This is a genomic window from Oscillospiraceae bacterium (assembly GCA_025757685.1).
GTDB lineage: Bacteria > Bacillota > Clostridia > Oscillospirales > Acutalibacteraceae > CAG-217.
Map to the genome: position 1 here is coordinate 785,049 of CP107220.1, position 26,033 is coordinate 811,081.

A 26,033-nucleotide genomic window follows, 5' to 3' on the forward strand; every position below is an offset into this window, starting at 1 on the left:
GTGACCGAATAGATAGACTGAATATTGGAGGACAAACAAATGGGAGTTTATGAGGATTTGCAAGCACGGGGGCTGATTGCCCAGGTCACAGACGAGGCGCGGGTGCGCGACCTGGTCAATACCGGTAAAGCCGTGTTTTATATTGGCTTTGACCCTACCGCAGACAGTCTGCATGTGGGTCACTTTATGGCGCTGTGCCTGATGAAGCGGCTGCAAATGGCCGGCAACAAGCCCATCGCTTTGATCGGTGGCGGCACCGCTATGATCGGAGACCCCAGCGGCCGCAGCGATATGCGCCAGATGATGACCAAGGAGACCATTGACCACAACTGTGCCTGCTTCAAAAAGCAGATGAGCCGCTTTATTGACTTTAGCGAGGGCAAGGCCCTGATGGTGAACAACGCCGACTGGCTGCTGGATTTGAACTACCTGCAAGTGCTGCGGGAAGTGGGTGCCTGCTTTTCCGTGAACCGTATGCTCACTGCAGAGTGCTATAAGCAGCGTATGGAAAAGGGCTTGTCGTTCCTGGAGTTCAACTACATGATCATGCAGAGTTATGACTTCTACACTCTGTTCCAGAAATATGGCTGCAACTTGCAGTTTGGCGGCGACGATCAATGGTCCAATATGTTGGGCGGTACGGAGCTGATCCGCCGCAAGCTGGGGGAGGACGCCTCTGCCATGACCATTACCTTGCTGCTGAATTCCGAGGGCAAGAAGATGGGCAAGACCCAAAAGGGTGCCGTTTGGCTGGATCCTGAAAAGACCTCTCCTTATGAGTTTTACCAGTACTGGCGCAATGTGGACGACGCAGATGTGATCAAGTGCATGAAGCTGCTCACCTTCCTGCCTATGGAGCAGATCAACGAGTATGCCAAATTGGAAGGTCAGCAGCTGAACTCCGCCAAGGAAGTACTGGCTTATGAGTTGACCAACCTGGTGCACGGCGAGGAAGAAGCCAAGAAAGCCCAGGAAGCAGCACGCGCCATCTTCAGCGGCGGCGCAAACAGCGCAAATATGCCCACCACCCAGGTGGAGGCAGACAGCCTGACTGACGACAGCATCGGCCTGATGGATCTGATGGTGCTGGGCGGTATGGTCAAGTCCAAGGGTGAGGCCAGACGCTTGATCACCCAGGGCGGCGTGAGCCTGAATGACGAAAAAGTGGGTGATGTGTATGCCACCGTCAGCAAGGCGGATTTAGAAGCCGGCGCTGTGGTGCGTAAGGGCAAAAAAGTGTTCCGCAAATTCACCCTGTAACCGAACAAAATCACATTTTGGCACCTGTGGCCCCCGGATCGGCGGCGCAGGTGCCTATTTTTTGTACTGCGGGTAAAAAATGGCGTATAATTGTTGAATACCCGGACAAAAATTGCTATAATAAATAAGATTATAAACAGATAATAAGCAGGTGAAAATGCAGTGACTGTTTTACAGGAGATCGAGGACTTGCGCCAAAAGCTGCGCTACTACTCGGATAAGTATTATAACGAAGACGCGCCGGAGATTGAGGACTATCAGTACGATATGATGATGCGCCGGTTGGAGTCGCTGGAGCAGGCCAATCCACGCTACGTCTCCCCGGACAGCCCCACCCAAAAAGTGGGCGGCAAGGCGGACAATTCCTTCGCCCCGGTGACCCATACTGTGCGTATGGAGAGCTTGCAGGATGCGTTTAGTACCGCAGAGCTGCGAGACTTTGACCGTCGGGTGCAGGGAAGTGTGGACCACCCGCGCTATGTGGTGGAGCCGAAGATCGACGGCCTGTCCGTAAGTTTGGAATACCGGGACGGTGTGTTTGTGCGTGGTTCTACCCGAGGCGACGGCGATGTGGGCGAAGATGTGAGCGGCAATTTGCGGGTGATCCGCAGCATTCCGCTGAAAATCAAGGATCCGTTGCCGTACCTGGAGGTGCGGGGCGAGGTGTATATGCCGCACCGCAGTTTTGAGCAGGTGGTGGATCGACAGCAGATTGCCGGAGAAAAGCCCTTTAAGAACCCACGAAATGCGGCAGCCGGTTCTCTGCGCCAAAAAGATAGTAGCGTGACTGCTACTCGTGGACTGGATATTTTTGTATTCAACATTCAGCAGATCCGGGGCAAGACCCTGCATTCTCACAAGGAGTCCTTGGATTATCTCAAGTATTTGGGCTTCCACACGGTAGATGATTTCCCTTGTTATGCGGATTTTGACAAGGTGCTGGATGAGATCCACGCCATCGGTGAACGCCGGGGCGATTTGGAATACGATATTGACGGCGCTGTCATTAAAGTAGATGATTTTGACCAGCGGCAGACCCTTGGCTCTACTGCAAAATTCCCCAAGTGGGCCATTGCTTTCAAGTACCCGCCGGAGGAGAAAGAAACAAAGCTGCTGGATATTGAGATCGCCGTAGGTCGTACCGGGGTGCTGACCCCTACCGCTGTGCTGGACAGCGTTCATCTGGCGGGCACCACCGTCAGTCGCGCCACGCTGCATAATCAGGATTTTATTACGGAAAAAGGCATTGCCATCGGTGATACGGTTACTGTACGAAAAGCCGGAGATATTATCCCGGAGGTGCTGTGCGTGACCAAACACGGCGGTAATCCCTGCTATACTTTTCCCAGCGTGTGCCCCTCTTGCGGCGCGGCGGTGATCCGGGAGGAGGATGAGGCGGCGATTCGCTGTGTGAACCCGGAGTGCCCGGCACAGCTGCTGCGCAATCTGATCCACTTCTGCTCTCGTGACGCTATGGACATTGAGGGGCTTGGTCCGGCAATCATAGAGACCTTTGTGCAGGCGGGTATGCTCCGCTCTGCCGGCGATATTTATCGGCTGGAGAAAGAGAAGATCGCCGCCCTGGACGGGTTTCAGGAGACCAGCGCCGGGAATATTTTAGCCTCTGTGGAGAAGTCCAAAGAGAACGACCTTTCCCGGTTGCTGTTTGCCCTGGGCATTCGTCATATCGGTGCCAAGGCGGGCAAGCTGCTGGCGACCCACTTTGGAAAAATGGATAATATTATGACGGCTACTGTGGAGGAGATCGCTGCTATTGACGGCTTTGGCCAAATTATGGCGGAGAGTGTGGCGGACTTCTTTGCTACCGACGGCGCCAAGGCGCTGATCGGGGAGCTGAAAGCCGCCGGCGTGCAGATGGTTAGTAAGACGAAGGTGGAGGATCACCGCTTTGCAGGGATGACCTTTGTGCTTACCGGTACGCTGCCCACCTTAAAGCGCAGCGAAGCGGCGGCCATGATCGAGTCCTTTGGGGGCAAGGCCAGCGGCTCTGTTTCTAAAAAGACTTCTTATGTACTGGCAGGCGAGGCTGCCGGCAGCAAACTGGATAAGGCAAACGCTTTGGGAATACCGGTAATCGACGAAGCGCAGTTTATGGAAATGGTGAAATGAGAGAAATTCGAAGAAAGCAGAAAAAGTTATATAAAGCCATGCGCATTTTGCTGTACGCAGCTATTGCAGTGCTGGTGGTGTATATCGGTGCGGAGCCGTTGGTAGCAAAGGCCAGTCACGTGGCTGCACTGGTGATGAATTATGTGTGCGACGCGCTGGTGATCGCCTCTATGTTCATGCTATTGATGTACTACTCCAAGTACGGTAAAGTGGACGGGTATCTCAGCCGCATTGAGGACGAACTGGCAGATGCCGGGTATTATTTGTCCGATCGGCCGGAGCGGGAGATCCAGCCGCTGACCGCAGCGGTACTGGCAGACCTGGATCGGTACGGCTACACCGTTGAGCGAGATTTGGAACTCAGCGAGATGCCCTTTGACGCTCGAGCCATGAAGAAAAAAGAATTCTTTTATGTGGTGGAGACGGAAGCGCTGACCCGGGGCGATATTTTGGCTTATTCCGATGCGGCATTTACCGATCTGACGGTACAGAAGATGAAGCGCAGGGGCAGCGGCGTGATCTTGTTTGTAACGGACACGGCCGGGGAAGACGCCATTGACCTGAGCAAATCCATTACCTGCTATGGCAAGCGGGATCAGTTGCAGATCGCCTATGCCATTGCAGAGGCGGACACCGGGCGGGTGTACTTTTTGGGCAACAGGGTGAGCAAATGCCAGCAGATGATCGCAAATTATGTAATGGGCTGCGAATTACCCATTGCCGATGCAAATAAGGGCGAGCGCCTGCCGTTTCAGGATAAGCTGGAGGAAAAGATGAAAACCTTTACTCTGGCAGAATTCAAGAACGGCACATTCTTCGCACACGATTAAGGAGACAGCTATGACAGAAAAGGTAAAAGAATATATTGCGTCCCTGCGGGGCAAGAAGATTGCTTTTGTGGGTATGGGGGTGGCCAACGCGCCGTCTGCGCTGTTTTTGGCACGCCATGGCTTGCAAGTGTATGCCTGTGACAGTAGGGACGAGAGCTATATTGGAAAAAAGACTTGTGAGGAGCTGCGCGCCTGCGGTGTGCAGTTCTCCTTAGGCAAGGATTATTTGCGCATTTTGCCGGAGATGGACATCATTTTCCGCAGCAACGGCATTTTGCCGTTCCAAAATCCTTGGATCGGTGAATGTATTGAGCGGGGCCAAACGGTGACCAGCGAGATGGAAGAATTCTTCCATTACTGCCCGGCCAAGATCATTGGTATTACTGGCTCCAACGGCAAGACCACAACGACCACCTTGATTTACGAAATGCTGAAAAAGGCCGGTCTCTCCGCAGTGATCGGCGGTAATATCGGCAAAGCCATGCTGCCGTATTTGGAGGATCTGACCCCCTCTGATTATGCGGTTTGTGAGCTGTCCTCCTTTCAGCTGCTGACCATGGGCAATCTGGTGCATCAGCCGGATATTGCGGTGGTGACGAATATCGAATCCACCCATTTGGACCACCATATCTCTCTGGACGAATATGTGGACGCCAAGCGGAATGTTTTGATTTATCAAGATCCCTCCCAACGTACGGTGCTGAACGCAGACTGTGATTATTCCATCGGCCACCGGGTGTACCACGATATGCGCTTCGATGTGCGGGGCAAGTTGGCGGAATTTTCTTTAGAAAAACCGGTCAATACCGGTGCATACTTAGATGTTAACGACAATATCGTCTATGCAGAGGACGGTACGGTGACGCAGATTATGGCCGCTTCCGATATTCGTCTGCCCGGGCGGCACAATATTGCCAATTACTGCACGGCCATCGCGGCGGTGTGGGGACTGGTGCAGCCGGAGCAGATCCGAGAGGTGGCCCGCACCTTTGGCGGCGTGGAGCACCGCATCGAGTTTGTCCGTGAGGCGGACGGGGTAAAGTATTATAACGATTCCATCGCTACTTCTCCCAGTCGAGTGATCAGCGGTGTGCGTGCCTTTAATCAAAAAATCATTGCCATTCAAGGCGGCTCGGATAAGGGCAACGATTTGTCCGTGATGGTGCCTGACCTGTTGACCCATGTGAAAATTCTGATTTTGAACGGTGCAACGGCGGATAAGATCGAACAGGCCGTTTTGGCTGCGCCGGATTATGATCCGGATCAGCTGCAAATTATAAAAGTGAAAGATTTGGCACAGGCGGTAGAAGCGGCACGCAAGGCAGCACAGCCCGGAGATATTGTGTCTCTTTGCCCGGCTTGCCCCGCCTTTGACCAGTTTAAGACATTTGAGTACCGCGGACGGGAATTCAAAAGGTTGGTGAACGCATTTTGAGTACAAACACAGCGGCGCTGTTGCAGGAATTGACGGCAGTTACCGGCACGCCCTTTTCTGATGAGAAAGTGCTGAACCTGCTGACTGCCAAGTTGGCGGCCTTTGGTGATGTGCAGGTGGACGCCATGCACAATATCAGCTGCACCTTCGGCAGCGGTTACCATGTGGTGCTGGAGGCCCACTGGGACGAAATTTGCTTTGTAGTCACAGGTGTTAGCGACGACGGCTATGTGCACTTTGCCAAGTGCGGTGGGATCGACCCCCGGATTTTGCCCGGCGCACGGGTGGTGGTTCATGGCAAGCGGGATCTGCCAGGGGTCATCTCCACCTTGCCACCCCATTTGCAAAAAGGGGAGGACGGCAAGAAAGCAGCTCCCATTGACGAGCTTTCCATTGATCTTGGGCTGACCGCCCAGGCGGCCAAGGATTTGGTAGCGGCAGGGGACTGCGTAACCTTTGCGAAGCATTTTACGCCGCTGAACGGCAGCCGGGTCAGTGCCAACTGTCTGGATGACCGTAGCGGCGTGGCGGCGGTTCTGCTGGCGGCAGAGCAGCTGAAAGATGCGCCATGCCGGGTAACCTTGTTATTCACTGCCCAGGAGGAAGTAGGCACCCGCGGTGCCAAGACGGCGCTGTTTGACCGTGGCGTAGATGCCAGCGTTAGCGTAGATGTGTCTTTTGCCTACACACCCGGCTGCAAGGCGCGGGACTGCGGTGTGATGGGCAAGGGGCCGATGATCGGTATTTCGCCGATTTTGGATCGGCAGTTCAGCAAGGAACTGCTGGACCTTGCTAAGGAAAATCAGATACCCTATCAAACGGAAGTGATGGCCGGGCGCACCGGCACCAATGCAGATGCCATTAGCATTTGCGGCAGCGGTGTACGCTGCGCGCTGGTGTCTATCCCGGAAAAATATATGCACACCCCTGCAGAGGTTGTAGATACCGCCGATGTGGAGCAGACGGCGGCGCTGCTGGCTGCTTTTGTGCGAATGAAAGCAGGTGAACACCGTGCTTAAAACCTTATGCGATTTGAACGGCACCAGTGGCAATGAAGCGGCGGTGCGTGACTACATTTTAGAGCAGATCCAGCCCTATTGCACCACCTGCACCGTGGACGCTATGGGTTCTGTTATCGCCTTTAAGAAAGGCAAGCGCACCCCGGAAAAGCGGGTCATGCTCTCTGCCCACATGGACGAGGTGGGCTTTATCATCACCGGCGCCACCGAGGAGGGCTACCTGCAATTTGCACCGGTAGGCGGGATTAACCCTTCTGTGGTGCTGGGGCGCCGCTTGGCGCTGGAAAACGGCGGCTACGGTATGGTAGGCACGGTGCCCATTCATCTGCTCCATGAGGATGCAGGGGAGAAAGTGCCTTCCTTTGATGAATTATTGATAGATGTGGGCGCTGCTGATAAGCAAACAGCGGAAATGATGGCGCCTGTGGGCAGCTTTGCCTATTTCAGCGAGTCGTATGTTGCCTTTGGCGACGGTAAAATTTGTGCCAAAGCTCTGGACGACCGAATCGGCTGCATGCTGATGATCGAGCTTTTACAATCGGAGCTGGAGGCAGACACTTGGTTCTGCTTCCAGGTGCAGGAAGAAGTGGGCCTGCGGGGCGCTGCCTGTACCGGCAGTCGGGTCCAGCCGGATCGTGTGTTGGTGCTGGAAGCCACCACCGCAGCGGACTTGGACGGCGTGACCGGCGATAAGCGGGTGTGCGTGCTTGGTGATGGCCCGGTGGTCAGCTTTATGGACGGCGCCACCATTTATGACCGGGCGCTATATCGTATGGCCAGAGAAACAGCCGACGAGAACGGTATTCCCAGCCAGACCAAAACCGCCATTGCCGGCGGCAACGATGCCGGCGCGCTGCAACGGGCCGGACAGGGAAGTGCAGCGCTGGCTGTGAGCCTGCCTTGCCGGTATATCCACTCCGGCGCCTCTGTGGTGCAGCAGTCGGATATAGACGCTACCCGTGCACTATTGGCCGCCCTTTTGCCAAAATTATATGATTGAGTATCAACAGAATTTAGATCTGCTGCGGCAGTATGAACAAACGGATTTGTTTTCCGTACGTGTGCTGGCGCTGGCAGAAAGCTACGGCTGTGATTACAACTTCGCTCGCTTTTATGTGCAAAGAACGGAGAGCGGGCAAATGACTGCGGTTTTATCGTATTTGGATCGGGACTGCACTTTGTCCTTAACGGAAAATGCGGACCGGGAAGAATTGACGGCCTTTTTTGCGGCCATGGGATATGGTACGCTGCTTTGTACGGCGGACTTTTGCATGGATCGGCCTTACAGAGAGGGGCCAATGATGCAGTCCGTGCGGCGCTACGATGTGCAAAGCGGTATGGCTGTGTTTGACAGCTATCCAAAACTAATGGATCTATATAATTTTATTGACTACGATAGCCAGGATTTTGAAAGCTGGTATGTAGATCTGAGCCATCGTATTCGCCACGGCGGCGCCAAGGCGCTGACCTTGCGTATGGACGGCATGATCCTGGCCAGCGGCATATTATCATCCGTAACGGATAAGGGCGCAGTGCTCACCGCCGTGCGAACCCAGCCGGAATTCCGCCGCATGGGCTACGGCTCAATGCTGGTGCGGCGGCTGGTGGCAGACTGCAAAGGCACTGTCTACCTAATGCGTGAGCAAGGGCGCAATGAACAGTTTTACCTGCAAAACGGATTTATTAATCAAGGATTATGGAGACAATATCAATGACCCCCTTTTTTCAACTGGATCCGAAAATCGAGTCTGCGTCTGCCGCTGCGTTGCAGCAGGTGGCGCCACGATTTGCGGAGATTGACGAGGTAACGGAATACAATCAGCTGAAGGTGCTGCGGGCCTTTATGGACAACGGCATCAGTGAGCGGCACTTTGGCAGCAGCACCGGCTACGGCTACGGCGACGAGGGTCGGGAGACCCTGGACAAAGTATGGGCGCAGGTGTTCGGCGCGGAGGACGCACTTGTGCGCCACAATTTCACCTGCGGCACCCACACCCTGGCGGTGGCGCTGTTTGGTGTGCTGCGCCCGGGGGACAAAATGCTGTGCGTCAGCGGTATGCCCTATGACACCCTGCACAGCGTGATCGGGCTTACCGGCGAAAATATGGGGTCGCTGAAGGACTATGGCATTGCTTTTGACTGCGTGCCGCTGAAAGAGGAACATTTGGACTATGAAGCCATTGCCAAAGCGGTGGACGATACGGTGACCATGGTGTATATCCAGCGCAGCCGCGGGTATGAGTTGCGTGCCAGTCTCTCTTTAGAGGAGACGCAAAAGGTGGCAGAGATTGCCAAAGAGAAGAACCCCAACTGCATTGTGATGGTAGACAACTGTTACTGTGAATTTGTCAATAAGCAAGAGCCCACCCAGGTGGGGGCAGATCTGATCGCCGGGTCGCTGATCAAAAACGCCGGCGGCGGTATGGCCCGCACCGGCGGTTACATAGCCGGGCGCCACGATTTGGTAGAAAAGTGCGCCTTTCGACTGACCACGCCCGGACTGGGGCGGGAAGTGGGCGCCACACTGGGAATGAATCGGGAGCTGTATATGGGCCTGTTCTATGCTCCCCATACCGTAGGCGAGGCGCTGAAATCCGCTGTGTATATTGCGGCGCTGTACCAGTCCTTTGGCTACGATGTGACCCCCAAGTGGGATGAACCTCGGCAGGACATTGTGCAGTGCCTGGGACTTGAAAACCCGGACAGTCTGGTTGCATTTTGCCAGGGGGTGCAAAGCGGTAGTCCGATTGACAGCTTTGTGCTGCCGGAGCCGTGGGATATGCCCGGCTATGACAGCCAGGTGGTGATGGCCGCCGGCGCGTTTACGCTGGGTTCGTCTATCGAACTGTCGGCAGATGCTCCAATTCGGCCGCCGTATTACGCTTGGATTCAAGGCGGTCTGCAATTCCATTCCGCCAAGATCTGTGCGGAACTGGCAGCCCAGCAAATGCAAAGCAAAGGACTCTTAAAGCATGACCAATTTTAACGGAATTACCCCAAAAGCCATTGAGCTGCTCAGCGAGAACCGCTTTAACGATTCTAAGGCATTTTATGAAGAACATAAGGAAGAATTAAAACAGCTGGCCACCATCCCCATGCGGCAGATTGTGTTGGATCTGGCGGAGATGATGACACAGCTGGACGATAAAATGTACACGGATCCTGTGTACACTGTTTCTCGCATTCGCAGAGACACCCGTCGTTCCAAAAGCAAGATGATGTATCGGGAGAACCTGTGGCTGATGCTGCGGCGACACAAGAAGCAGTACCCCTGTGCACCATTCTTTTGGTTTGAGTTTTCGCCGGTGTGCTACACCATGGGCCTGGGTTTCTTTGTGCAAAAGCCCGCCCAGTTTGACGAACTGCGCAAGGTGATTTTGGCCCACCCACGCAAGTGGACGCGTGCAGTTAAACAGGCAGAAGACGCAGGTATGCACTTTGCCTGCTATAACAGCTACAAAAAAGACCGGGTGCCGGATGCACCCAAGGCGCTGCAGCCCTATTTGAACGCAAAGGACATGTCGTTCTCTTATACCGGGTGGAACTTGGAGCATATTGGCTCTACTGCGCTGATCGACGAGTTAAAAGCCGGATTTGCCGCGGCATTTCCGTTATATAAAATCTTTATAGAAGCATACGAAAACATGCTGTCGGAGGGATTGATTGATGATGAATAAAAAAGAATTCTTGCATCTGAAAAGCGGCACAGATGTGCGCGGTACGGCGGTAGAAACGGCGGAGCACGGCGTGCAGCTGACAGACGAGACGGTGCAGAAGATCTGCGTGGGTTTCTATAAGTGGTACTGCCGTAAGGAGCAGGTAGATACCTTTGGCATTGCCGTAGGGCAGGACTGCCGCATTTCTTCCCCCCGCATTGCAGCGGCGGCTATGGCGGCCTTTTGTGCCTGCGGGTGCAGGGTGTTTGACTGCGGACTGGCAACTACCCCCTCTATGTTTATGAGTATTGTAGAAAATGAGCCGGTGCAAACGGCGTTGGAGATCACCGCGTCCCATCACCCCTTTGACCGAAATGGGCTGAAGTTCTTTACTTCCGGCGGCGGTTTGGAAGGAGAGGATGTAAGCGCCATTTTGAAACTGGCTTATGTCGCGGAAGTGCCGGCAGGTACCGACAATGCACCTGTGGTGCTGCCCTTTATGAACGATTATGCCGCCCTTTTGCGCCGGCAGATCGTGGACGGCGTGCAAAATGGTGACAACCCGCTGGAGGGTCTGCACATTGTGGTGGACGCCGGTAACGGTGTAGGCGGGTTTTACGCCGATCAGGTGCTGGCGCCGTTGGGTGCCGATGTAAGCGGCAGCCAATTTCTGGAGCCGGACGGCATGTTTCCCAATCATATTCCAAACCCGGAGAATAAAGGCGCTATTGATGCCGCCTCCAAAATGGTGCTGGACAGCAGCGCCGACCTGGGTCTGATATTTGATACGGATGTGGACCGTATGGGCTGCATTGGCGCCACCGGGCAGGAGATCAACCGTAACACGCTGGTTGCCTTGGCGGCGGCCATTGTGCTGGAGGATCACCCGGGCACTACAGTGGTGACCGACAGCCTGACCTCCGACGGTCTGCGTACCTTTATTGAGCAGGACCTGGGGGGCAAGCAGCTGCGCTATCGTCGCGGCTATAAGAATGTAATCGACAAGAGTATTGAACTGAATAAGAGCGGCGTAGACTCTGCCCTTGCTATTGAGACCAGTGGCCATGCAGCACTAAAGGATAATTATTTCCTGGACGATGGCGCCTATTTGGCAACGAAGATTGTTATTAAGGCAGCCAAACTGCGGCGAGAGGGTAAGACCATTGAGAACCTGACCGCAGCCCTGCACCGCCCGGCAGAGAGTGTGGAAATCCGTGTGCCCATTCTTTTGGAGGACTTTCACGACTATGGGGAAGATGTGATGGCGCAGCTGGCTGCATTCGCGGCCGACCATGAGAATTGGAGCGTGGAGCCGGAGAATTATGAGGGTGTGCGCATTAACATACCCGGCGGCTGGTTTTTGCTGCGCCTGTCTGTGCACGATCCGATCTTGCCCTTGAACATTGAGAACGATGTGGCGGGTACTGCCGCAAAGGTTGCCGATGAGATTGAGCAATTCCTGACCCGCTTTGATAAGCTGGATCTTTCCGGCTTCAAAAAATAAAAGGAGACCTGTATGCTGCAACTTGTTTTTGGCAGATCCGGGTATGGCAAAACCGAATATATAAGAAATCGCATTGCAGACATGATTGACCGGGGAGAAACACAGGTGCTTCTCATCACACCGGAGCAATACTCGTTTATCAGCGAGTGCAGTTTGCTGGAGCAACTGGGGGAGGCACGAGCGCACGCCGTTCGATGTCTCTCCTTTTCGCGCCTTTGTGATGAATGCGACCGTTTGTACGGTGCCGACGGCAGAAAACCGCTGACCAAGGGCGGCAAGGCCATTTTAATGAAAACGGCCATTGACCAAGTGCGCCCGGATCTGGAGTTGTTTGAGAAGAAAGGCAGTTCTGCGGCCTTTGTGCAGTCCATGACCGGCATTTATGACGAGATGAAGTCCTGCAATCTGTCCGGTGCGGCGGTATATGCGGCGGCGGACGATCTGGATACGGATATTCTGCGGTGCAAAATGCGGGACTTTTCGCGTATTATGACCGCGTATGAGGCGTTGCTTGGAGACCGTTTTGCGGATCCGGCGAACCGACTGACTCGCTTGTATGACCAAATCAAGGATCAAAACTACTTTGCCGGTCAAACCGTGTTTTTAGACGGATTTAATGGCTTTGTAGCCCAGGAATATAAGATTTTGGAGCGGATTATTGCTGAGGCTAAGGCGGTTTATATTGCACTGGACAGCGACTCCTTTGGTACCGGAGACGGCTACGACCTGTTTGCCTATGTGAATGAGACGGCAGGCATTTTGCAGCGCATTGCCGATAAAGCGGGCGTGCCTACCAACGCGTTGCAGTTGGGCGAAAACTGCCGCACGGATTATGCGGATCTGCGTAGGGTAGAGCAGTATATTTTTGCCGACCAAGCGCCGGAGACGGAGATTCCGGCGGAGCACATTCGCCTGTATGCCGCTTCTACCGTGACGGATGCCTGTAATGATTTGGCCTTACAGATAAAAGGTTTGCTGCGCTGCGGCTACCGCGCCGGGGAAATTGCTGTAACCATGCGTGACCGGGAAAAATATGCACCGGTGCTGGCGTCAGCTTTTGAAAAATACGGCGTGCCGTATTATGCAGACGAACGGCAGCCGGTGACCGCCCAGCCGATCTTGGTCTTTCCTATGTATCTGATGCGATCTGTGATCTACGGCTGGCGTAGCGACGATCTGTTCAGTCTGATCAAAACCGGCCTGACCGATGTGTCCGACAGCCCGGATCTGCACCGTACAGAAAATTATGTGTATACCTGGGGCATCAATGGTGCTGCCTGGAAGCGACCGTTTGACAAATCACCCAAGGGCTTTTCCGGTGCGCTTAGTGACAGCGACCGGGTGCAGTTGGAACGGATCAACGCCCTGCGGCAAAGCTTGATGGAGCCGCTCTTGGCGTTCCAAAAGAAAGTGCACGGCGCCACACCGCGGCAAATCAGCACCGCTTTGTTTGAGGCCATAAAAGCCTACCATGCGGATAAGCATTTGCAACAGCTGGCGGCAGGACTTGCTCAGGACGGCGCGTCTGCGCTGGCAGAGGAGCAGGGGCGCACTTGGGATGTGCTGATGCGCATTTTGGACCAGCTGGCAACGGTGCTGCCGGAGAAGCCCATGGCGTTGAAGGATTATTGTGCCCTCTATGCGCTGGTGACCCATACGGAGGACCTGGGCGAGATCCCAATGGGGCTTGACAATGTGCAGGTGGGCCAGGCGGATCGTATGCGGTTCAATAATCCGCGGGCGCTGTTTATTCTGGGCGCCAACGAAGGGGAATTCCCCCAAACGGTCACCAGTGGCGGCCTGCTCAGCGACAATGAGCGCAAGCAACTGGCGGCGCATGATTTTAAGCTGTATTCCTTTGGCGAAATTTTGAATTTACAGGAGAGGTATTTTGCCTATAAGGCGGTGAGCGCCCCTCGGGAGCGGCTGTTTGTTACCTATACCGCTACCGGGCGGGCAGACGCACCGTCGGCTATTGTCACCGGCATACAGGCGCTGTTTCCGCATCTGAATGTAGAAAAATGGAACCCGGCAAACGGCCTGGATCTGGTCGATACGCCGCAAAATGCCTTTGAACTGATGTCCGGCCTTTATGATAGCCAGGATCCGTTCTTCGTGGCGCTGCGTGCTTATTTCAGCGACGAGCCGCAGTATGCGGCGGTACAGGCGCTGGCGGAGAACCGTACACCGATGATCAAAGATACTGCCACTGCACGCAAACTGTTTGGCAAGGATATGGTGCTGTCTGCCTCCCGCATTGAGGATTATTACAACTGCCCCTACCGCTACTTCTGCAAATTCGGGCTGGGGGCACAGCCTCGCCAAAAGGCGGAGATCAATCCGATGGAGCGGGGCACGCTGATCCACTATGTGCTGGAAAAGCTGCTGTCTGAGGTGGGCACCAAGCAACTGCCCGACTATGACAGAAAGCAGATTACCGCGCTGGTGGACGGCTATATTGAACAGTATTTTAAGGAGGAGATGGGCGATCCGTCGGATATGCCCTCCCGCTTTCGTTATAATTTCCGCCGCCTGTCCAAAATGCTGGTGGATGTGGTGTGCCGCTTGGCAGGGGAGTTTGCCGAGAGCGATTTTGAGGCCAAGGCCTTTGAACTGCCCATTGATGTGGACGGAGCGGTGCATTCCAAGGTGATCCCGCTCCAGGATGGCGGCAGCCTGCGCATTCGTGGATCTGTGGATCGGGTGGATGTATTGGAGCAGGACGGTCAGCAGTTCGTCCGCGTGGTGGACTACAAGTCCGGCGCCAAGGCCTTTCGTCTGGCTGATATTGTTAACGGGCTGAACCTGCAAATGTTCTTATATTTGTTTAATGTATGCGCCGACGGCAGCAATCCCTATGCGGGTGTGCCTGCCGGGGTACTGTATATGCACGCTGCCCGCAGTGTGATGACAGTTGAGACGAAACGCAGCGCGGAAAAGGATATTGCCGGTCAGGAGGACAAGGCGTTCGGTATGAACGGCATAGTGATTACCAACCCGGATTGCGACATTCCGGCGGCCATGGAGCACGATCTGGCAGGCAAGTACATTCCTGTACGGCTGAAAAAAAGCGGCGTGGGCGGCTCCCTTGCCAGCTTGGAACAGCTGGGGCTGCTTCAGCGCAAGATCGAAGCGCTGGTGGCGGATATGGGCAACGCCCTGCAAAACGGTCAAATCGGCCAGCATCCGGTACAGGCTAAGGACCATGACAAAACCTGCGAATACTGCGATTTTGCCTCGGTCTGCGCGTTCAAAAAGAGCGTAACCCCGCGTACCTATGACGACCAAACAGACAGCGCCGTGCTGGCAGAACTGGAAAAGGAGGGGGAGAACCATGCCTAAGTGGACAGATGCCCAGCAGGATGCCATTGACGCACGGGGCGGCAATATCTTAGTGAGTGCCGCTGCCGGCAGCGGCAAAACGGCTGTGCTGATTGAGCGGGTCAGCAAGTGTATTACCGACCCGGGGCACCCGGTAGACATTGACCGGCTGCTGATCGTTACCTTTACCAATGCGGCTGCGGCAGAAATGCGTTCTCGTCTTTCCGTACGGCTGCGCCAAATTTTGGCGGCTGATCCTGGAAATGCCAACGCGAAGCGCCAGCTGTCCCTGCTCAGCGGTGCGGATATTTGCACCATAGACGCATTTTGCCTAAAGCTGGTGCGTGAGAACTTTTTTTCCCTGAATCTGGCGGCGGATTTCCGCCTGCTGGACGAGAATGAAAATGACCGTCTGTTTGAAGAAGCCATTGATACCGTGCTAACAGAATTCTACGAAGAGGCCGATCCGGACTTTCTGCATCTGACAGAGGCATTCACCACCCCGGACAAGGACAGGGATCTGTTTGGGCTGATTAAAGAACTGATGCGGTTTATGAATGCCCAAGCCTTTCCCTTTGACTGGTTAGAGCAAGCTGTGGCCGCTTACGATCCGGCAGTGCCGCTGATGGATTCGCCTTGGTATCCTGTGCTCAAGCGCCAGGTGGAGGAAATGCTGGAGACTGCCGCTGCCCTTGTGAAACAGTCGGCAGGGCAACTGCCTCCTGAACCGGCCTACGATAAATATGCAGAGATGCTTGCCGATGATCGGCAACTGATCGCTCACTTGCAAAGTCTGCTGCACAGCGGCTGGGACGCTTTTATGAAGCAGGGCTTCCCGGTGGCGTTCTCCAATATGCCACGGGTGCGTAAGGATATCGACCCGGAGGTCAAGGCGGCTTTAGCTGCCAATCGTGATATCTATAAAACGATTATTACCAAGGATATTAAAACCTTTTTGGTGTCTGACAGTGCCGATTACGCCCAGGATACCGCCGATTTGTACCCAATCTACCGGGCGCTGCTCCGTGTTGTGCAGGCGGTGGAGCGCCTAGTGCGAGAGAAAAAGGACGAGCTGGGTGGTTACGCTTTCTCAGATATTGAGCATTTTGCTATTGATCTATTGATGGAAAAAGCCGCAGACGGTACGGTGCAGGCAACGGCACTGGGCCGCCAGTTGCAAGGGCGCTATGCGGAGATTTTGGTGGATGAGTATCAGGACACCAACGAGGCGCAGGATCGGCTTTTTGCCTTTCTATCCAATGGCGGCAACCGGTTCATGGTGGGCGATGTGAAGCAGAGCATTTACCGCTTTCGTCTGGCCATGCCCCAGATCTTTATGGCAAAGAAAGACAGCTACACCCCTTACAATCGGCTGCACCCGGTGTTCCCGGCAGCCATTACGCTGGATAAAAACTTCCGCAGCCGCGCCGGTGTGTGCGCTTATGTGAACCAAGTATTCTCTTTGTTTATGACCCGCAGGGTGGGGGAGTTAGACTACACTCAAAGCGAGTATTTGAACCCCTTTGACAGTACGCCCCCGGACTCTGTACCCCACGCAGCACTGCATATTTTAGACGCTGTCACCGGCAAGGATCATGTGATGGACGAACCCATGGCGGTGGCGCGCCTGATTGCAAAGAAGGTGCAAAGCGGCGAGTCAGTGCAGGACGGAGACAGCCGGCGACCACTGCGGTATGGAGATTTTGCTATCTTAATGCGCAGCATGCGCGCCCACGCCGGAAATTATGCCCAGGCGCTGCAAGATCTGCATATTCCGGTGGTCTGCGACAACGCCACCGGCTTGTTTGAGAATGGCGAAATTCAGTTGCTGTTGTCTTATTTGCAGGTGATTGACAACCCCATGCAGGATATTCCGTTGCTGGCAGTGTTGTCCTCGCCCATTTACGGCGCTACGGAAGATGAGCTGGCAGAGATCAAGCTGACTGCCGGTTACGGTCGGTTCTATTCCGCCGTGTTCCACCCGGACAACAGTTGTCGCTCTTGTTGCGCTGCGCTGCGAAAGGATCTGTCTTTTTACAAAAAACTGGCGGTGACCATGCCGGTTGAGGCGTTTATTCGCCGCCTGATTCGGGACAAGAGTCTGTTTGCGTATATTCGCGCCTTGGGCGACGGCCAGCAGCGACAGGAGAATGTGGAGACATTTCTTTCCATTGCCGGGCGTTTCGACCAAAACGGCGGACTGGGGCTGGCTGCGTTCTTGCGCTATGTGGACAGTATGATCCGCGGCGACGGCAAAACGGACAGCGCGCCGGTGATCGTTACAGACGAGAACGCAGTCAAAATTATGAGTGTGCACCACTCCAAGGGGCTGGAATTCCCGGTGTGCATTTTGGCAGGCGCCGGGCGCAAGTACAATATGCAGGATCTGACCGGCAAAATGCTGCTGCACCCGCAGCTGGGACTGGCAACCAAGTGCCACCAGGAGGAGGGATATTTTGATTATCCAACTCTGCCGCTGGAAGTGGTCAAGCGAGAGAGCCGCCTGGCTGCTATGAGCGAGAATTTGCGCGTGCTGTATGTGGCCATGACGCGCGCCAAAAGCCAGTTTATCTCTTTTGCCAGCGTACGTAGCTTGGAAAGCCGAGTCAAGACTCTGGCTGCCTATATGCAGCAGGGCAAGCCTTTGCCTCATTTGTGCTCCAAATTGCTGTACGATAGCGATTTTCTCCTGATGTCGGCGCTGTGCCACCCGGACGGCGGCGCCCTTCGAGAGATGGCGACGGTGGATGTGCCGGTGCACCCGGCTGACTTTGCCCTGCAAGTGGTGTTCCACACCCCGGAGACGGAAGCGCCTGTGCAGACGGCAGAAAGGGAAACGGCGGCGGATCCGCGCATCGTTGAGCAGATCCGGGAAAAGCTGGATTATACTTATCCTTATGCGGCACTGTCAAAAGTCAGTGGCAAGCGCAACGCTTCCGCACTGGATGAGGCTGTGTTTACCGGTGCGTATGTTGCCCGGTCCGTGCCGGCCTTTTTGCAGCCGGACGGTCTGACTCCGGCCGAGAAGGGTACAGCCATGCACACCTTTATGCAGTATTGTGACTATGCCGCCGCGCGCGCCGATTTAGAGCAGGAGATCGCCCGGGTGCAAAGTGCCGGGTATTTGCGACCGGAGGAGGCGCACACCTTGGATCGGCAAAAGCTGACTGCTTTCTTTACCGGCCCGTTTGGTGCCCGGGTGTTTGGCGCCAAGGCGGTTTACCGAGAGCTGAAAGTGGCGTCATTCCTGCCGGTGCGCGCGCTGGAACAGGTGGACGCAGATGATCCGGTCTTTGTACAGGGCATTGCGGACTGTGTATTTGAGGAGCCGGAGGGCTTGGTGCTGCTGGACTATAAAACCGACCGGGTGAAAACGGAAGAAGAACTGCTGGCGCGCTACCGGCAGCAGCTGATGTTTTACAAAACCGCGGTGGCTCGCACCCTGCAAAAACCGGTGCACGCGGTGTATTTGTATTCGTTTTGTTTGTCCAAGCCCTGCGAATATAAATAAATTAAAAAAATGCTTGCATTTTGCTACAAGATGTGGTACTATATCAAAGCATTATGACTAATTGGTAAAGAGGTGACAGTAATGAAGGACGCAATTCATCCCAACTACGATACTTGCACAGTAAAGTGTGCCTGCGGCGCTACTTTTGAGACTAAGAGCACAAAGGGCGATATGAAAGTCGATATCTGTTCCAAATGCCATCCGTTCTATACCGGCAAACAGAAGCTGGTGGACACCGGCGGCCGTGTAGACAGATTCAACAAGAGATTCGCTAAGAAGGGCTAATCAAGTAAAGACGGGCAACGCTTGGGCGTTGCCCTTTTTTCGTAGGTGATGATATGGAAAAGCCATATAAAACCATATTAGAGCCGGCAGAAGATGAGTTTGTGGAGAAGAAATCTCGCTTTATCGCTTACACTTCGCCGGTGCATACGGTAGAGGAGGCCAACGCCTTTATCGCCGGTATTCGCCAACGGCATTGGGACGCTACCCATAATGTGCCTGCCTTTGTGCTGCGCTCCGGCGTGCAGCGTTCCTCGGACGACGGTGAGCCAGGCGGTACTGCCGGTATGCCGGTGCTGGATGTACTCTTGAAAAGCGGAGTGCAGGATGTGTGCGTGGTGGTGACCCGGTATTTTGGCGGCATCCTTTTGGGTGCCGGTGGACTGGTGCGCGCCTATTCTCACGCCTGTTCTTTGGCGCTGGAAGCTGCCGGTGTGGTGACCATGGCGCCTTGCGCCGCCATGGAGCTGACGGTGGATTATAGCTACTATGAGCGGGTGAACAACCTGCTGGCCGACCACGGCGCGCGGGTGCAAAACGCGGACTTTGGCGCTGCGGTCACCCTGGCTTATACCATGGAGGAAACACGGCTCTCGGCCTTTGCAGCGGCTTTGACAGAGCTGTCCGGCGGCAAATATGCGCCAACGCAGACCGGCAGCCTGTTTGCCCCTGTATAAAAATACCAAAACCTGCCAACACTCTTTTTGAAAGGCAGGTTTTCTGATATGAAAAAACTATACTTATTTTCCGCATTATTTCTCTCTTTTTGCTTGTTTGCCGCCTGCTTTGCCCCGCTGGTGGAGACCGGTGAGCGGGTGAGCGAGGATGTGTTTCGCCTGCATATTTTGGCCAATTCCGACACCAAGGCGGACCAGAACTTAAAGCTGCTGGTGCGGGACGATGTGCTGCAGGCGTGCACTTTCTTTTCCGATTGCCAATCGGTAACAGAAGCCCAACTGGCGGCGGAGAACAACTTGCAGCGCATTACGGAGATCGCTCGGCAGCGGATTCGGCAGGAGGGCTACAATTACCAAGTCACCGCCCGCGTCGTGCGGGAGTATTTCAATACGCGGGTGTATGAGAATGTGACTTTACCCGCCGGGTATTATAACGCCCTTAAGATTGAGATTGGCGCAGGGGCAGGGCATAACTGGTGGTGCGTGCTGTTTCCGGCAGTGTGCCTGTCTGCTTGCACCAAGGAGGATCTGTCCGCGTATCTGGACGAGGACGAGGTGCGCTTGATTGAGAACAGCGACGGTTATGCCGTGCGGTTCAAAGCGATTGAAATTTACCAAAAAATCAAAGAAAATTTGCAATAATACCTTGACATTCTCGGCGGAATATTCTATTATATTAGGGCTATGTGCTGGTATGGCGAAATCGGCAGACGCAAGGGACTTAAAATCCCTCGGTGGCAACACCGTACCGGTTCAAGTCCGGTTACCAGCACCAAGCTGGCCGGTACAGCCCCCGTTTCGGGCTTAATACAATAGAATACGCCGATGTGATGGAATTGGCAGACGTGCTGGACTCAAAATCCAGTGGTAGCGATACCGTGCGGGTTCGACCCCCGCCATCGGCACCAAAGGCTCTTCGCAAAATGCGAGGAGCCTTTTTTTGCCGTTTTCGATTTATCTTTACAGTGCGTCGACTTTCTGTTACAATAGAACCGTAAACTCTGTATTTATTTTGCTATATGTGACATAGGGCGTATGAGAAAAGTGTAAAACAGGGAACCGTCCCCAGTTTTAAGGGTTCAATGATACATGTATGCATTTTAGTATAGGATAGGGGTGATTGTTTTGCTAAAAAGAAGTACATCGTTATTTCTTGTCTTTCTGTTGATCGTTGGGGTCTTCACAGCCTGTGCAAAAAAAGACAAAGATGATGACGCAAATTTAGTTACGGCCACCGTAAAATATAAAGATATTGCCAAAGACAGTGATTTTGATTGGCAAAAGCGCAATAATGCCTATTCATCTGACGGTATTCCAAAGGTGGAGTTAGAAAAAGACGGGTATTATATGATCAAGATTGTCTGCACAATAAATAATGGCTCTTCCAGAAATTTGGCTTGCTTGAATTTTGTTCCATATAAAGACAGTCAGATTATGTATGAAGAATATGCCATTGATATTGATCCGCCTGCTTTATATACCATTGATCCGCATACTTCAGATTCGGTAGAGGCGTATATTTTTGTGAACAAGTCACTGGATACTGAACAAAAAATCGACGAAGCGTTAAAGAACGAGACAATTCTTTTCCGTGCAGTGCTATATACAGATGATGAATCCCCGCAAGTCGAGGGATCGAATATAAATATACATGGCAAATATGTGGAACAATAGAACAGGGGACCGTCTCCTGTATTTTGGCCACTCTAACCCCCGAAATGGCAAAAATATGAAGTACGGACTTAGAGCTTATTTTAGCGGCCATAAAAACGCAATAATTTATATTTGCATATTGAAGTAATAGGGGAGGCGATGGTGTGAACAAAGTTGTCCGTGCGCTTATATGCGGTGTAGTAGTGATTGTTTTGTTAGGCGGAGTTGGCATTTTTGCGGATAATGTGCAGTCTGAAGATAAGCCGCTGACAAGTGTAAATTTGTCTGGCTTGGAAGCCTCTTGCGCATATTTAGGTACAAACTATTGGTATATAAATAATGGATACGAAGTCGACTCTGGATGTAAGCCAGTTTCCTACATGATTTTTGTTGAAAATCATACAAGCTATGACATTGACGATATTACGGCACAGTTTATAACGAAATACCCCAATACGGTCTCAGAGGCCTTTGATTCGTTAGCAGGAGGCTCTTACAGCTTATTACCTGGTGGTGGCGGTAATTCAGAAATTGTGACTTTGCAGGTGCCTCAAGATCTAACAGACGATGAAATCTACAAGGCATTAGCGGATAACAAATTGCAAATTAAAGTTCGAATTGATAAATACGAGCAGACTCAATCTGTAAAATGGCGCAGAGCTACAAAGCAGGAAATTAAAGATTATGCTATGCCAAATGAAGATGAAGAATAGAACAGGGGACGGTTCCTTGTTTTGCAAAAGAAAAGAGCAGGCCGTGAGACCTGCTCTTCCCTTGCACCGATCGATGCGGCGGGTGTTTGAATGCGGCGCGCGAAAGAGAGAGAATAAATGAATAAGATAAAACGCGCCGGATACACTGCCCTTTCCTTTTTCATTTCTTTTTTCGGTATCGAACAACCATCCAACCAATCGGATTGTGTATATAATACACTATATGAAATGTACTGTCAAGAAAAATGTGAAATTTCTTGGAATGATTTCGATATTATTTTTCAGAACAAACATAGAGCATAGGGACATACAAAAGATAGGAGGTTACAAATGCTTGGACTGAAACGCGGGGCGGTGGCGCTGTATCCCCACGAAAAGGCATGGGAGACGGAGGCGCAGGCGACCATGGCGCGGCTGCGCCAAATTCTTGGGCCGGTTGCGGTGGAGATGGCTCATGTAGGCAGCACGGCCATTCCCACGATACAGGCAAAGCCGATTCTTGATATTGCCGTTGCGGTGGATGATTTTGACGCGCTCTTGGCCTATGAAAATCAACTGCGTGCCGCCGGGTTCTATTACCGTCCTAATGCACAGGCAGGGGTGCGGGGGCAGCTGCTGTTTGCCAGCGGTAGTTATTATGACGGTTCCGGAGACTTGCAAACCCACTTTATCCATATTGTGCGCACCGGCAGCGTGGACTGGCAGAATTACATTCTGTTTCGGGACTATCTGCGCACCCACCCGGACGCAGCCGAGCAATATGAGCGCCTAAAGTTGGCGCTGGCGGCCAAGCTGCCTACGGACAGCGGCAGAGAGGACTATGTGCAGGGCAAGCAATCCTTTATCCGGTCTGTTTTGCGCCGTGCTTTATCCGATATGCTCCTTGGCAAAACGGTAGATATTCTGATTGATCGTCCTCTTGGCAGTCATCACCCAAAGCACACGGATATGATTTACCCGGTGAACTATGGCTATGTGCCGCATATTTTCAGTGCAGATGGGGAAGAAGTGGACGTATATTTGCTGGGCGTAAGCCAGCCGGTGGAGAAATACAAAGGGCGCGTGATCGCGGTCATTCATCGGCTGAATGATGTGGAGGACAAATGGATTGCTGCGCCAACCGGTGTCACTTTTCCACCGGACGAGATCGAAAAGGCAGTTAATTTCCAAGAGCAGTATTTTCAGCACGAAATTGAAATTTACAAAGCGGACGATGTGTAATACGAATCGCGTCTATATTTGTTACGCTAAGTAATGGGGAGATAGAATGAAGAATAAAACAAAAGCAAGTGGTTATCTATTGTTAATCGGATCTCTATTTATTGTGCTTCAGGATTGTATTAGCTATCGACTGGGGGCATGTGATCCACATTATTCTTGGGATAGACAGACGTACTTATTGGTCGGAATACTGTTTCCCATGCTTGTTATATTTTACCTACTATTTACACATAAAGTGAAAAATAACAAAATTCTTGTTGTTGCAGCAATCCTGGAAATAATAGTTGTCGCAGTTCTTTATATTGCTTACCATACCAATAAGCTGTATTATGAGCCATACTGGTACATCCACTCTGAAGGCAGATATTCCTATAAAGTGGCACGTGGTTTGGCACCAGAGATCCATTTTGACTTTTGGAATTACATAGGAAAAGTATGGGACGGCACAACACAATGACCTTGACATTTGTTATGTCCATAAACACGACCCGGTACAGTGATCTGTACCGGGTCGGTTTGCATTTATAGGTGGTTACGCCAGGGCGGCGCCCAGGTTGCGGCAGGCAGCAAGGGCGGTATCGTCCGGTGCCTCATTGGCAATGACGCTGTTGCTCACCAGGTGGGCACCCAGGTCTTTGCACTGGTCCTCCCAGGTCTGCATCCACTCGCCGTCGCCCCAGCCGTAGGAACCAAAGAGGGCGATGTCCTTACCGTTCAGTTCCGGCGCGCATTGCAGAAACAGCGGCTCAAATTCAAAGTCCTCCAGCTGCTCTGCGCCCATGGCCGGGCAGCCAAAAGCAATGGCGTCATAGTCCTTGACCTGGGCAGGGGAGAAGTCAGAGGGGGTGAACAGGTTTGCCTGCGCACCGGCAGCGCCTGCGCCCTCTGCTACAGCCTCTGCCATCTGAGCCGTATTGCCTGTGCCGCTCCAATAAACGATTGCGATTTTTTTCATAATAAATTCCTTTCTGTATCTAAAAAAATATTAAGCACTTTTTACTGTAAGCTGTTCCACATTCCGCTGCCCGCCAAAGAACAAACGGCGATATACGCGGGTGCATTTGCTGAATTTACGAAAGGCACCGGCGGCAGCCTCCGGGTTGGTATAAACTTTCCAAACCCCGCAGCAAAGGCAGTTTTGGCCGTGGTTCTCAATAAAGCCGATCACATCGCCCAGAGGATAGCCTAAAAACAGGCCAATCTCATGGGGAAAGTCGCTGCTGATTGCCAGCTTGCGCCTTAACACATCAAGACAGGCAGCCGGGGCCGTGCCGGTATAGCCGCAGTGGGCGAGAAATGCGGCCACCCCCGGCTGTTGCAGATCGCAGGCCAGCCGATCCGGACGGTACACATATACCAGCGCCCGATTGCCGCTTTCCCGCAAAAGCAGTAGTTCAACACCCTTTGGCGCCAGCAGTGCCTGCCAGCGGGAAACGGCCATTTGCAATGCTGTTGGGTTCTCCGCAGTGCAGTTGAACAGATTGGCGGTTTTCAGCGACGCCAAAGTGGGCGCGCAGTGGTTGATGAGGTATTGCTCCAGCATAAATACTCCTTTGTGGTTAGTAAACGCTAACTGCTTTTTCAAATCTTAGCCGACGGTATTGCCCGTCGGCTATAAGTATTTACGATAAATAGGGGATTATTCCACGCCCGTTAGCCAGGTGATCCTATCCAGTTTTTGGTCACATTTTGAAATTCAATTTGTGTCATTGCTTTTTCAAGGGAACAGTTAGCGACCGCTAACTGATTAGATTTTACCATAGGCTTTATCCGCTGTCAATAGAAAGAGAATAAAAACAAAAAGATTCAATGAAAGAAAATCGCCGTGTAGCAAATGAATCCTGGATGAAATGCTCATGTACGGTAAGGAAGCAAGCAACCGAAAACAAGAGATAGACCGCCAGCACTACACTATTCCGAACCAAAGACCAAAAGATAAGCATTGTGGGAAAATCTAAACTTTTGGATTTTCCTACAATGCCGACTACGGCGGAATCCCTCCCACTCCTTATATCTTTCTTTCCGTATACATTGAATTTGTATTTAGTAAATGCTATAATGTCCCTATTCAAATTATAAATGTGTTGAATTAGTTACATGTACATATTTTTTGTGCCGGAGGAAGTGAAATGAAACAAAAAATTTATCTCATTACAGGCTTAATGGCTTCTGGAAAATCTACAGTTTCCGATTTACTGGCAAAATCAATAGAAAAATGCGTCCATCTTCGTGGTGATGTGTTCCGAAAAATGATTATTTCAGGCAGAGAAAATATGTCAGCTACCCCATCAGCGGAAGCAGTCCGCCAGCTGTACCTTCGATACAAATTGACTGCTGATGCGGCAAGGTCATACTTTGACAACGGCTTTTCTGTAGTGATCCAAGATAACTACTACGGTGATGAATTAAACCGAATGATAAATTATCTGCATAAATACCCTGTTGAGGTTGTCGTTCTTTGTCCAGATGTGGAAACAATAAAAGAAAGGGAACGATACAGGGAGAAAACAGGCTATTCCGGCTTTACGGTTGAAACCTTATACGATACATTTATGCAGACAACACCACGGATCGGCTTTTGGCTGGACAATTCCAACCAAACACCGCAGCAGACAGTAGAAACCATTCTGAACGTTAGGAAGCCGGTATGATTGTTACATATAAGGGGAAGAAAAATTTCTTTTAGATACTTGTTTTCCTAAAACTGATGTGATATAATAACTGATGTGATATAATAATTCAATTCCAGAAAAGGAGTAAAAAATATGCGGCAAGGTATTCTTAAATAAAACTATAATCAAATAGTGGGAACAAAGGATTA

22 protein-coding genes, 2 tRNA genes and 1 pseudogene are annotated in these 26,033 nt (G+C 52.4%); 23 read left to right on the forward strand and 2 right to left on the reverse strand.

Annotated features, from left to right (window positions below; all coding sequences use genetic code 11):
• Positions 1-39 precede the first annotated feature (39 nt).
• From tyrS to OGM59_03665, 22 genes and pseudogenes are all read left to right on the forward strand, one after another.
• Entirely contained in the window at positions 40-1,260 is a 1,221-nt protein-coding gene (gene tyrS / locus OGM59_03560) for a tyrosine--tRNA ligase (protein ID UYI91551.1), read from the forward strand.
• A 162-nt stretch (positions 1,261-1,422) separates the two neighbouring features.
• Positions 1,423-3,390: an NAD-dependent DNA ligase LigA gene (gene ligA / locus OGM59_03565; GenBank protein UYI91552.1), complete on the forward strand. Its 1,968-nt coding sequence runs from the start codon at positions 1,423-1,425 to the stop codon at positions 3,388-3,390.
• A complete protein-coding gene (locus OGM59_03570; GenBank protein UYI91553.1) occupies positions 3,387-4,220 on the forward strand; it encodes a hypothetical protein in 834 nt (277 codons plus the stop codon). The genes ligA and OGM59_03570 overlap by 4 nt, the downstream gene beginning before the upstream one ends.
• Positions 4,221-4,230: 10 nt before the next feature.
• The gene (gene murD, locus OGM59_03575) at positions 4,231-5,655 is read left to right on the forward strand and encodes a UDP-N-acetylmuramoyl-L-alanine--D-glutamate ligase (GenBank protein ID UYI91554.1); all 1,425 of its coding nucleotides are present in this window, start codon (positions 4,231-4,233) and stop codon (positions 5,653-5,655) included.
• The gene (locus OGM59_03580; protein UYI91555.1) at positions 5,652-6,674 is read left to right on the forward strand and encodes a M20/M25/M40 family metallo-hydrolase; all 1,023 of its coding nucleotides are present in this window, start codon (positions 5,652-5,654) and stop codon (positions 6,672-6,674) included. Before murD ends, OGM59_03580 begins: the two co-directional genes overlap by 4 nt.
• Entirely contained in the window at positions 6,667-7,674 is a 1,008-nt protein-coding gene (locus tag OGM59_03585; GenBank protein ID UYI91556.1) for a M42 family peptidase, read from the forward strand. The genes OGM59_03580 and OGM59_03585 overlap by 8 nt, the downstream gene beginning before the upstream one ends.
• Positions 7,667-8,389 (forward strand): GNAT family N-acetyltransferase, encoded by a 723-nt coding sequence (locus tag OGM59_03590; GenBank protein ID UYI91557.1) that lies wholly within the window; start codon positions 7,667-7,669, stop codon positions 8,387-8,389. Before OGM59_03585 ends, OGM59_03590 begins: the two co-directional genes overlap by 8 nt.
• On the forward strand, positions 8,386-9,660 hold the full coding sequence (locus OGM59_03595) for a methionine gamma-lyase family protein (protein UYI91558.1): 1,275 nt from the start codon (positions 8,386-8,388) through the stop codon (positions 9,658-9,660). Before OGM59_03590 ends, OGM59_03595 begins: the two co-directional genes overlap by 4 nt.
• Entirely contained in the window at positions 9,647-10,351 is a 705-nt protein-coding gene (locus OGM59_03600) for a DUF2461 domain-containing protein (protein ID UYI91559.1), read from the forward strand. The genes OGM59_03595 and OGM59_03600 overlap by 14 nt, the downstream gene beginning before the upstream one ends.
• Positions 10,341-11,834 carry a phosphomannomutase/phosphoglucomutase gene (locus OGM59_03605; GenBank protein ID UYI91560.1) on the forward strand — a complete coding sequence of 498 codons (1,494 nt, stop codon included), beginning with the start codon at positions 10,341-10,343 and terminating at the stop codon, positions 11,832-11,834. The genes OGM59_03600 and OGM59_03605 overlap by 11 nt, the downstream gene beginning before the upstream one ends.
• A gap of 12 nt (positions 11,835-11,846) precedes the next feature.
• On the forward strand, positions 11,847-15,176 hold the full coding sequence (locus tag OGM59_03610; protein UYI91561.1) for a PD-(D/E)XK nuclease family protein: 3,330 nt from the start codon (positions 11,847-11,849) through the stop codon (positions 15,174-15,176).
• Positions 15,169-18,666, forward strand: coding sequence for a helicase-exonuclease AddAB subunit AddA (gene addA / locus OGM59_03615; GenBank protein UYI91562.1), 3,498 nt, complete (start codon positions 15,169-15,171; stop codon positions 18,664-18,666). Before OGM59_03610 ends, addA begins: the two co-directional genes overlap by 8 nt.
• An 81-nt stretch (positions 18,667-18,747) precedes the next feature.
• Positions 18,748-18,951 carry a 50S ribosomal protein L31 gene (gene rpmE / locus OGM59_03620; GenBank protein ID UYI91563.1) on the forward strand — a complete coding sequence of 68 codons (204 nt, stop codon included), beginning with the start codon at positions 18,748-18,750 and terminating at the stop codon, positions 18,949-18,951.
• A gap of 53 nt (positions 18,952-19,004) precedes the next feature.
• The gene (locus tag OGM59_03625) at positions 19,005-19,625 is read left to right on the forward strand and encodes a YigZ family protein (GenBank protein UYI91564.1); all 621 of its coding nucleotides are present in this window, start codon (positions 19,005-19,007) and stop codon (positions 19,623-19,625) included.
• Positions 19,626-19,673: 48 nt separating this feature from the next.
• Positions 19,674-20,267, forward strand: coding sequence for a stage II sporulation protein R (locus tag OGM59_03630; GenBank protein UYI91565.1), 594 nt, complete (start codon positions 19,674-19,676; stop codon positions 20,265-20,267).
• Between the two features lie 46 nt (positions 20,268-20,313).
• Positions 20,314-20,400 (forward strand) — tRNA-Leu (locus OGM59_03635).
• Between the two features lie 46 nt (positions 20,401-20,446).
• Positions 20,447-20,533, forward strand: a tRNA-Leu gene (locus tag OGM59_03640).
• 217 nt (positions 20,534-20,750) lie between these two features.
• Positions 20,751-21,299, forward strand: a complete 549-nt coding sequence (locus tag OGM59_03645; protein UYI91566.1) for a hypothetical protein — start codon at positions 20,751-20,753, stop codon at positions 21,297-21,299.
• Positions 21,300-21,442: 143 nt separating this feature from the next.
• On the forward strand, positions 21,443-21,991 hold the full coding sequence (locus OGM59_03650; protein UYI91567.1) for a hypothetical protein: 549 nt from the start codon (positions 21,443-21,445) through the stop codon (positions 21,989-21,991).
• 405 nt (positions 21,992-22,396) lie between these two features.
• Positions 22,397-22,795, forward strand: a pseudogene (locus OGM59_03655) (GrpB family protein).
• A gap of 72 nt (positions 22,796-22,867) precedes the next feature.
• A complete protein-coding gene (locus OGM59_03660) occupies positions 22,868-23,212 on the forward strand; it encodes an inorganic diphosphatase (GenBank protein ID UYI91753.1) in 345 nt (114 codons plus the stop codon).
• 46 nt (positions 23,213-23,258) lie between these two features.
• Positions 23,259-23,669, forward strand: a complete 411-nt coding sequence (locus OGM59_03665; GenBank protein UYI91568.1) for a hypothetical protein — start codon at positions 23,259-23,261, stop codon at positions 23,667-23,669.
• 75 nt (positions 23,670-23,744) lie between these two features.
• Here the strand turns inward: OGM59_03665 and OGM59_03670 are convergent, their stop codons facing one another.
• Complete coding sequence (locus OGM59_03670; GenBank protein UYI91569.1) at positions 23,745-24,167, reverse strand: flavodoxin; 423 nt, start codon at positions 24,165-24,167, stop codon at positions 23,745-23,747.
• A 30-nt stretch (positions 24,168-24,197) separates the two neighbouring features.
• Positions 24,198-24,755, reverse strand: coding sequence for a DUF3793 family protein (locus OGM59_03675; protein UYI91570.1), 558 nt, complete (start codon positions 24,753-24,755; stop codon positions 24,198-24,200).
• Positions 24,756-25,341: 586 nt separating this feature from the next.
• On the opposite strand from OGM59_03675, the gene OGM59_03680 reads away from it, so the two are divergent.
• Complete coding sequence (locus OGM59_03680; GenBank protein UYI91571.1) at positions 25,342-25,863, forward strand: ATP-binding protein; 522 nt, start codon at positions 25,342-25,344, stop codon at positions 25,861-25,863.
• Positions 25,864-26,033 lie beyond the last annotated feature (170 nt).

Bases quoted from the DNA above. Each gene is read 5' to 3' on its own strand.
- OGM59_03660 (UYI91753.1), top strand. From the start codon at position 22,868: ATGCTCCTTGGCAAAACGGTAGATATTCTGATTGATCGTCCTCTTGGC.
- OGM59_03590 (UYI91557.1), top strand. From the start codon at position 7,667: ATGATTGAGTATCAACAGAATTTAGATCTGCTGCGGCAGTATGAACAA.
- OGM59_03605 (UYI91560.1), top strand. From the start codon at position 10,341: ATGATGAATAAAAAAGAATTCTTGCATCTGAAAAGCGGCACAGATGTG.
- OGM59_03670 (UYI91569.1), bottom strand. From the start codon at position 24,167: ATGAAAAAAATCGCAATCGTTTATTGGAGCGGCACAGGCAATACGGCT.
- tyrS (UYI91551.1), top strand. From the start codon at position 40: ATGGGAGTTTATGAGGATTTGCAAGCACGGGGGCTGATTGCCCAGGTC.
- OGM59_03625 (UYI91564.1), top strand. From the start codon at position 19,005: ATGGAAAAGCCATATAAAACCATATTAGAGCCGGCAGAAGATGAGTTT.
- murD (UYI91554.1), top strand. From the start codon at position 4,231: ATGACAGAAAAGGTAAAAGAATATATTGCGTCCCTGCGGGGCAAGAAG.
- OGM59_03570 (UYI91553.1), top strand. From the start codon at position 3,387: ATGAGAGAAATTCGAAGAAAGCAGAAAAAGTTATATAAAGCCATGCGC.
- OGM59_03680 (UYI91571.1), top strand. From the start codon at position 25,342: ATGAAACAAAAAATTTATCTCATTACAGGCTTAATGGCTTCTGGAAAA.
- rpmE (UYI91563.1), top strand. From the start codon at position 18,748: ATGAAGGACGCAATTCATCCCAACTACGATACTTGCACAGTAAAGTGT.
- OGM59_03610 (UYI91561.1), top strand. From the start codon at position 11,847: ATGCTGCAACTTGTTTTTGGCAGATCCGGGTATGGCAAAACCGAATAT.
- OGM59_03600 (UYI91559.1), top strand. From the start codon at position 9,647: ATGACCAATTTTAACGGAATTACCCCAAAAGCCATTGAGCTGCTCAGC.
- OGM59_03595 (UYI91558.1), top strand. From the start codon at position 8,386: ATGACCCCCTTTTTTCAACTGGATCCGAAAATCGAGTCTGCGTCTGCC.
- OGM59_03675 (UYI91570.1), bottom strand. From the start codon at position 24,755: ATGCTGGAGCAATACCTCATCAACCACTGCGCGCCCACTTTGGCGTCG.
- addA (UYI91562.1), top strand. From the start codon at position 15,169: ATGCCTAAGTGGACAGATGCCCAGCAGGATGCCATTGACGCACGGGGC.
- OGM59_03630 (UYI91565.1), top strand. From the start codon at position 19,674: ATGAAAAAACTATACTTATTTTCCGCATTATTTCTCTCTTTTTGCTTG.
- OGM59_03665 (UYI91568.1), top strand. From the start codon at position 23,259: ATGAAGAATAAAACAAAAGCAAGTGGTTATCTATTGTTAATCGGATCT.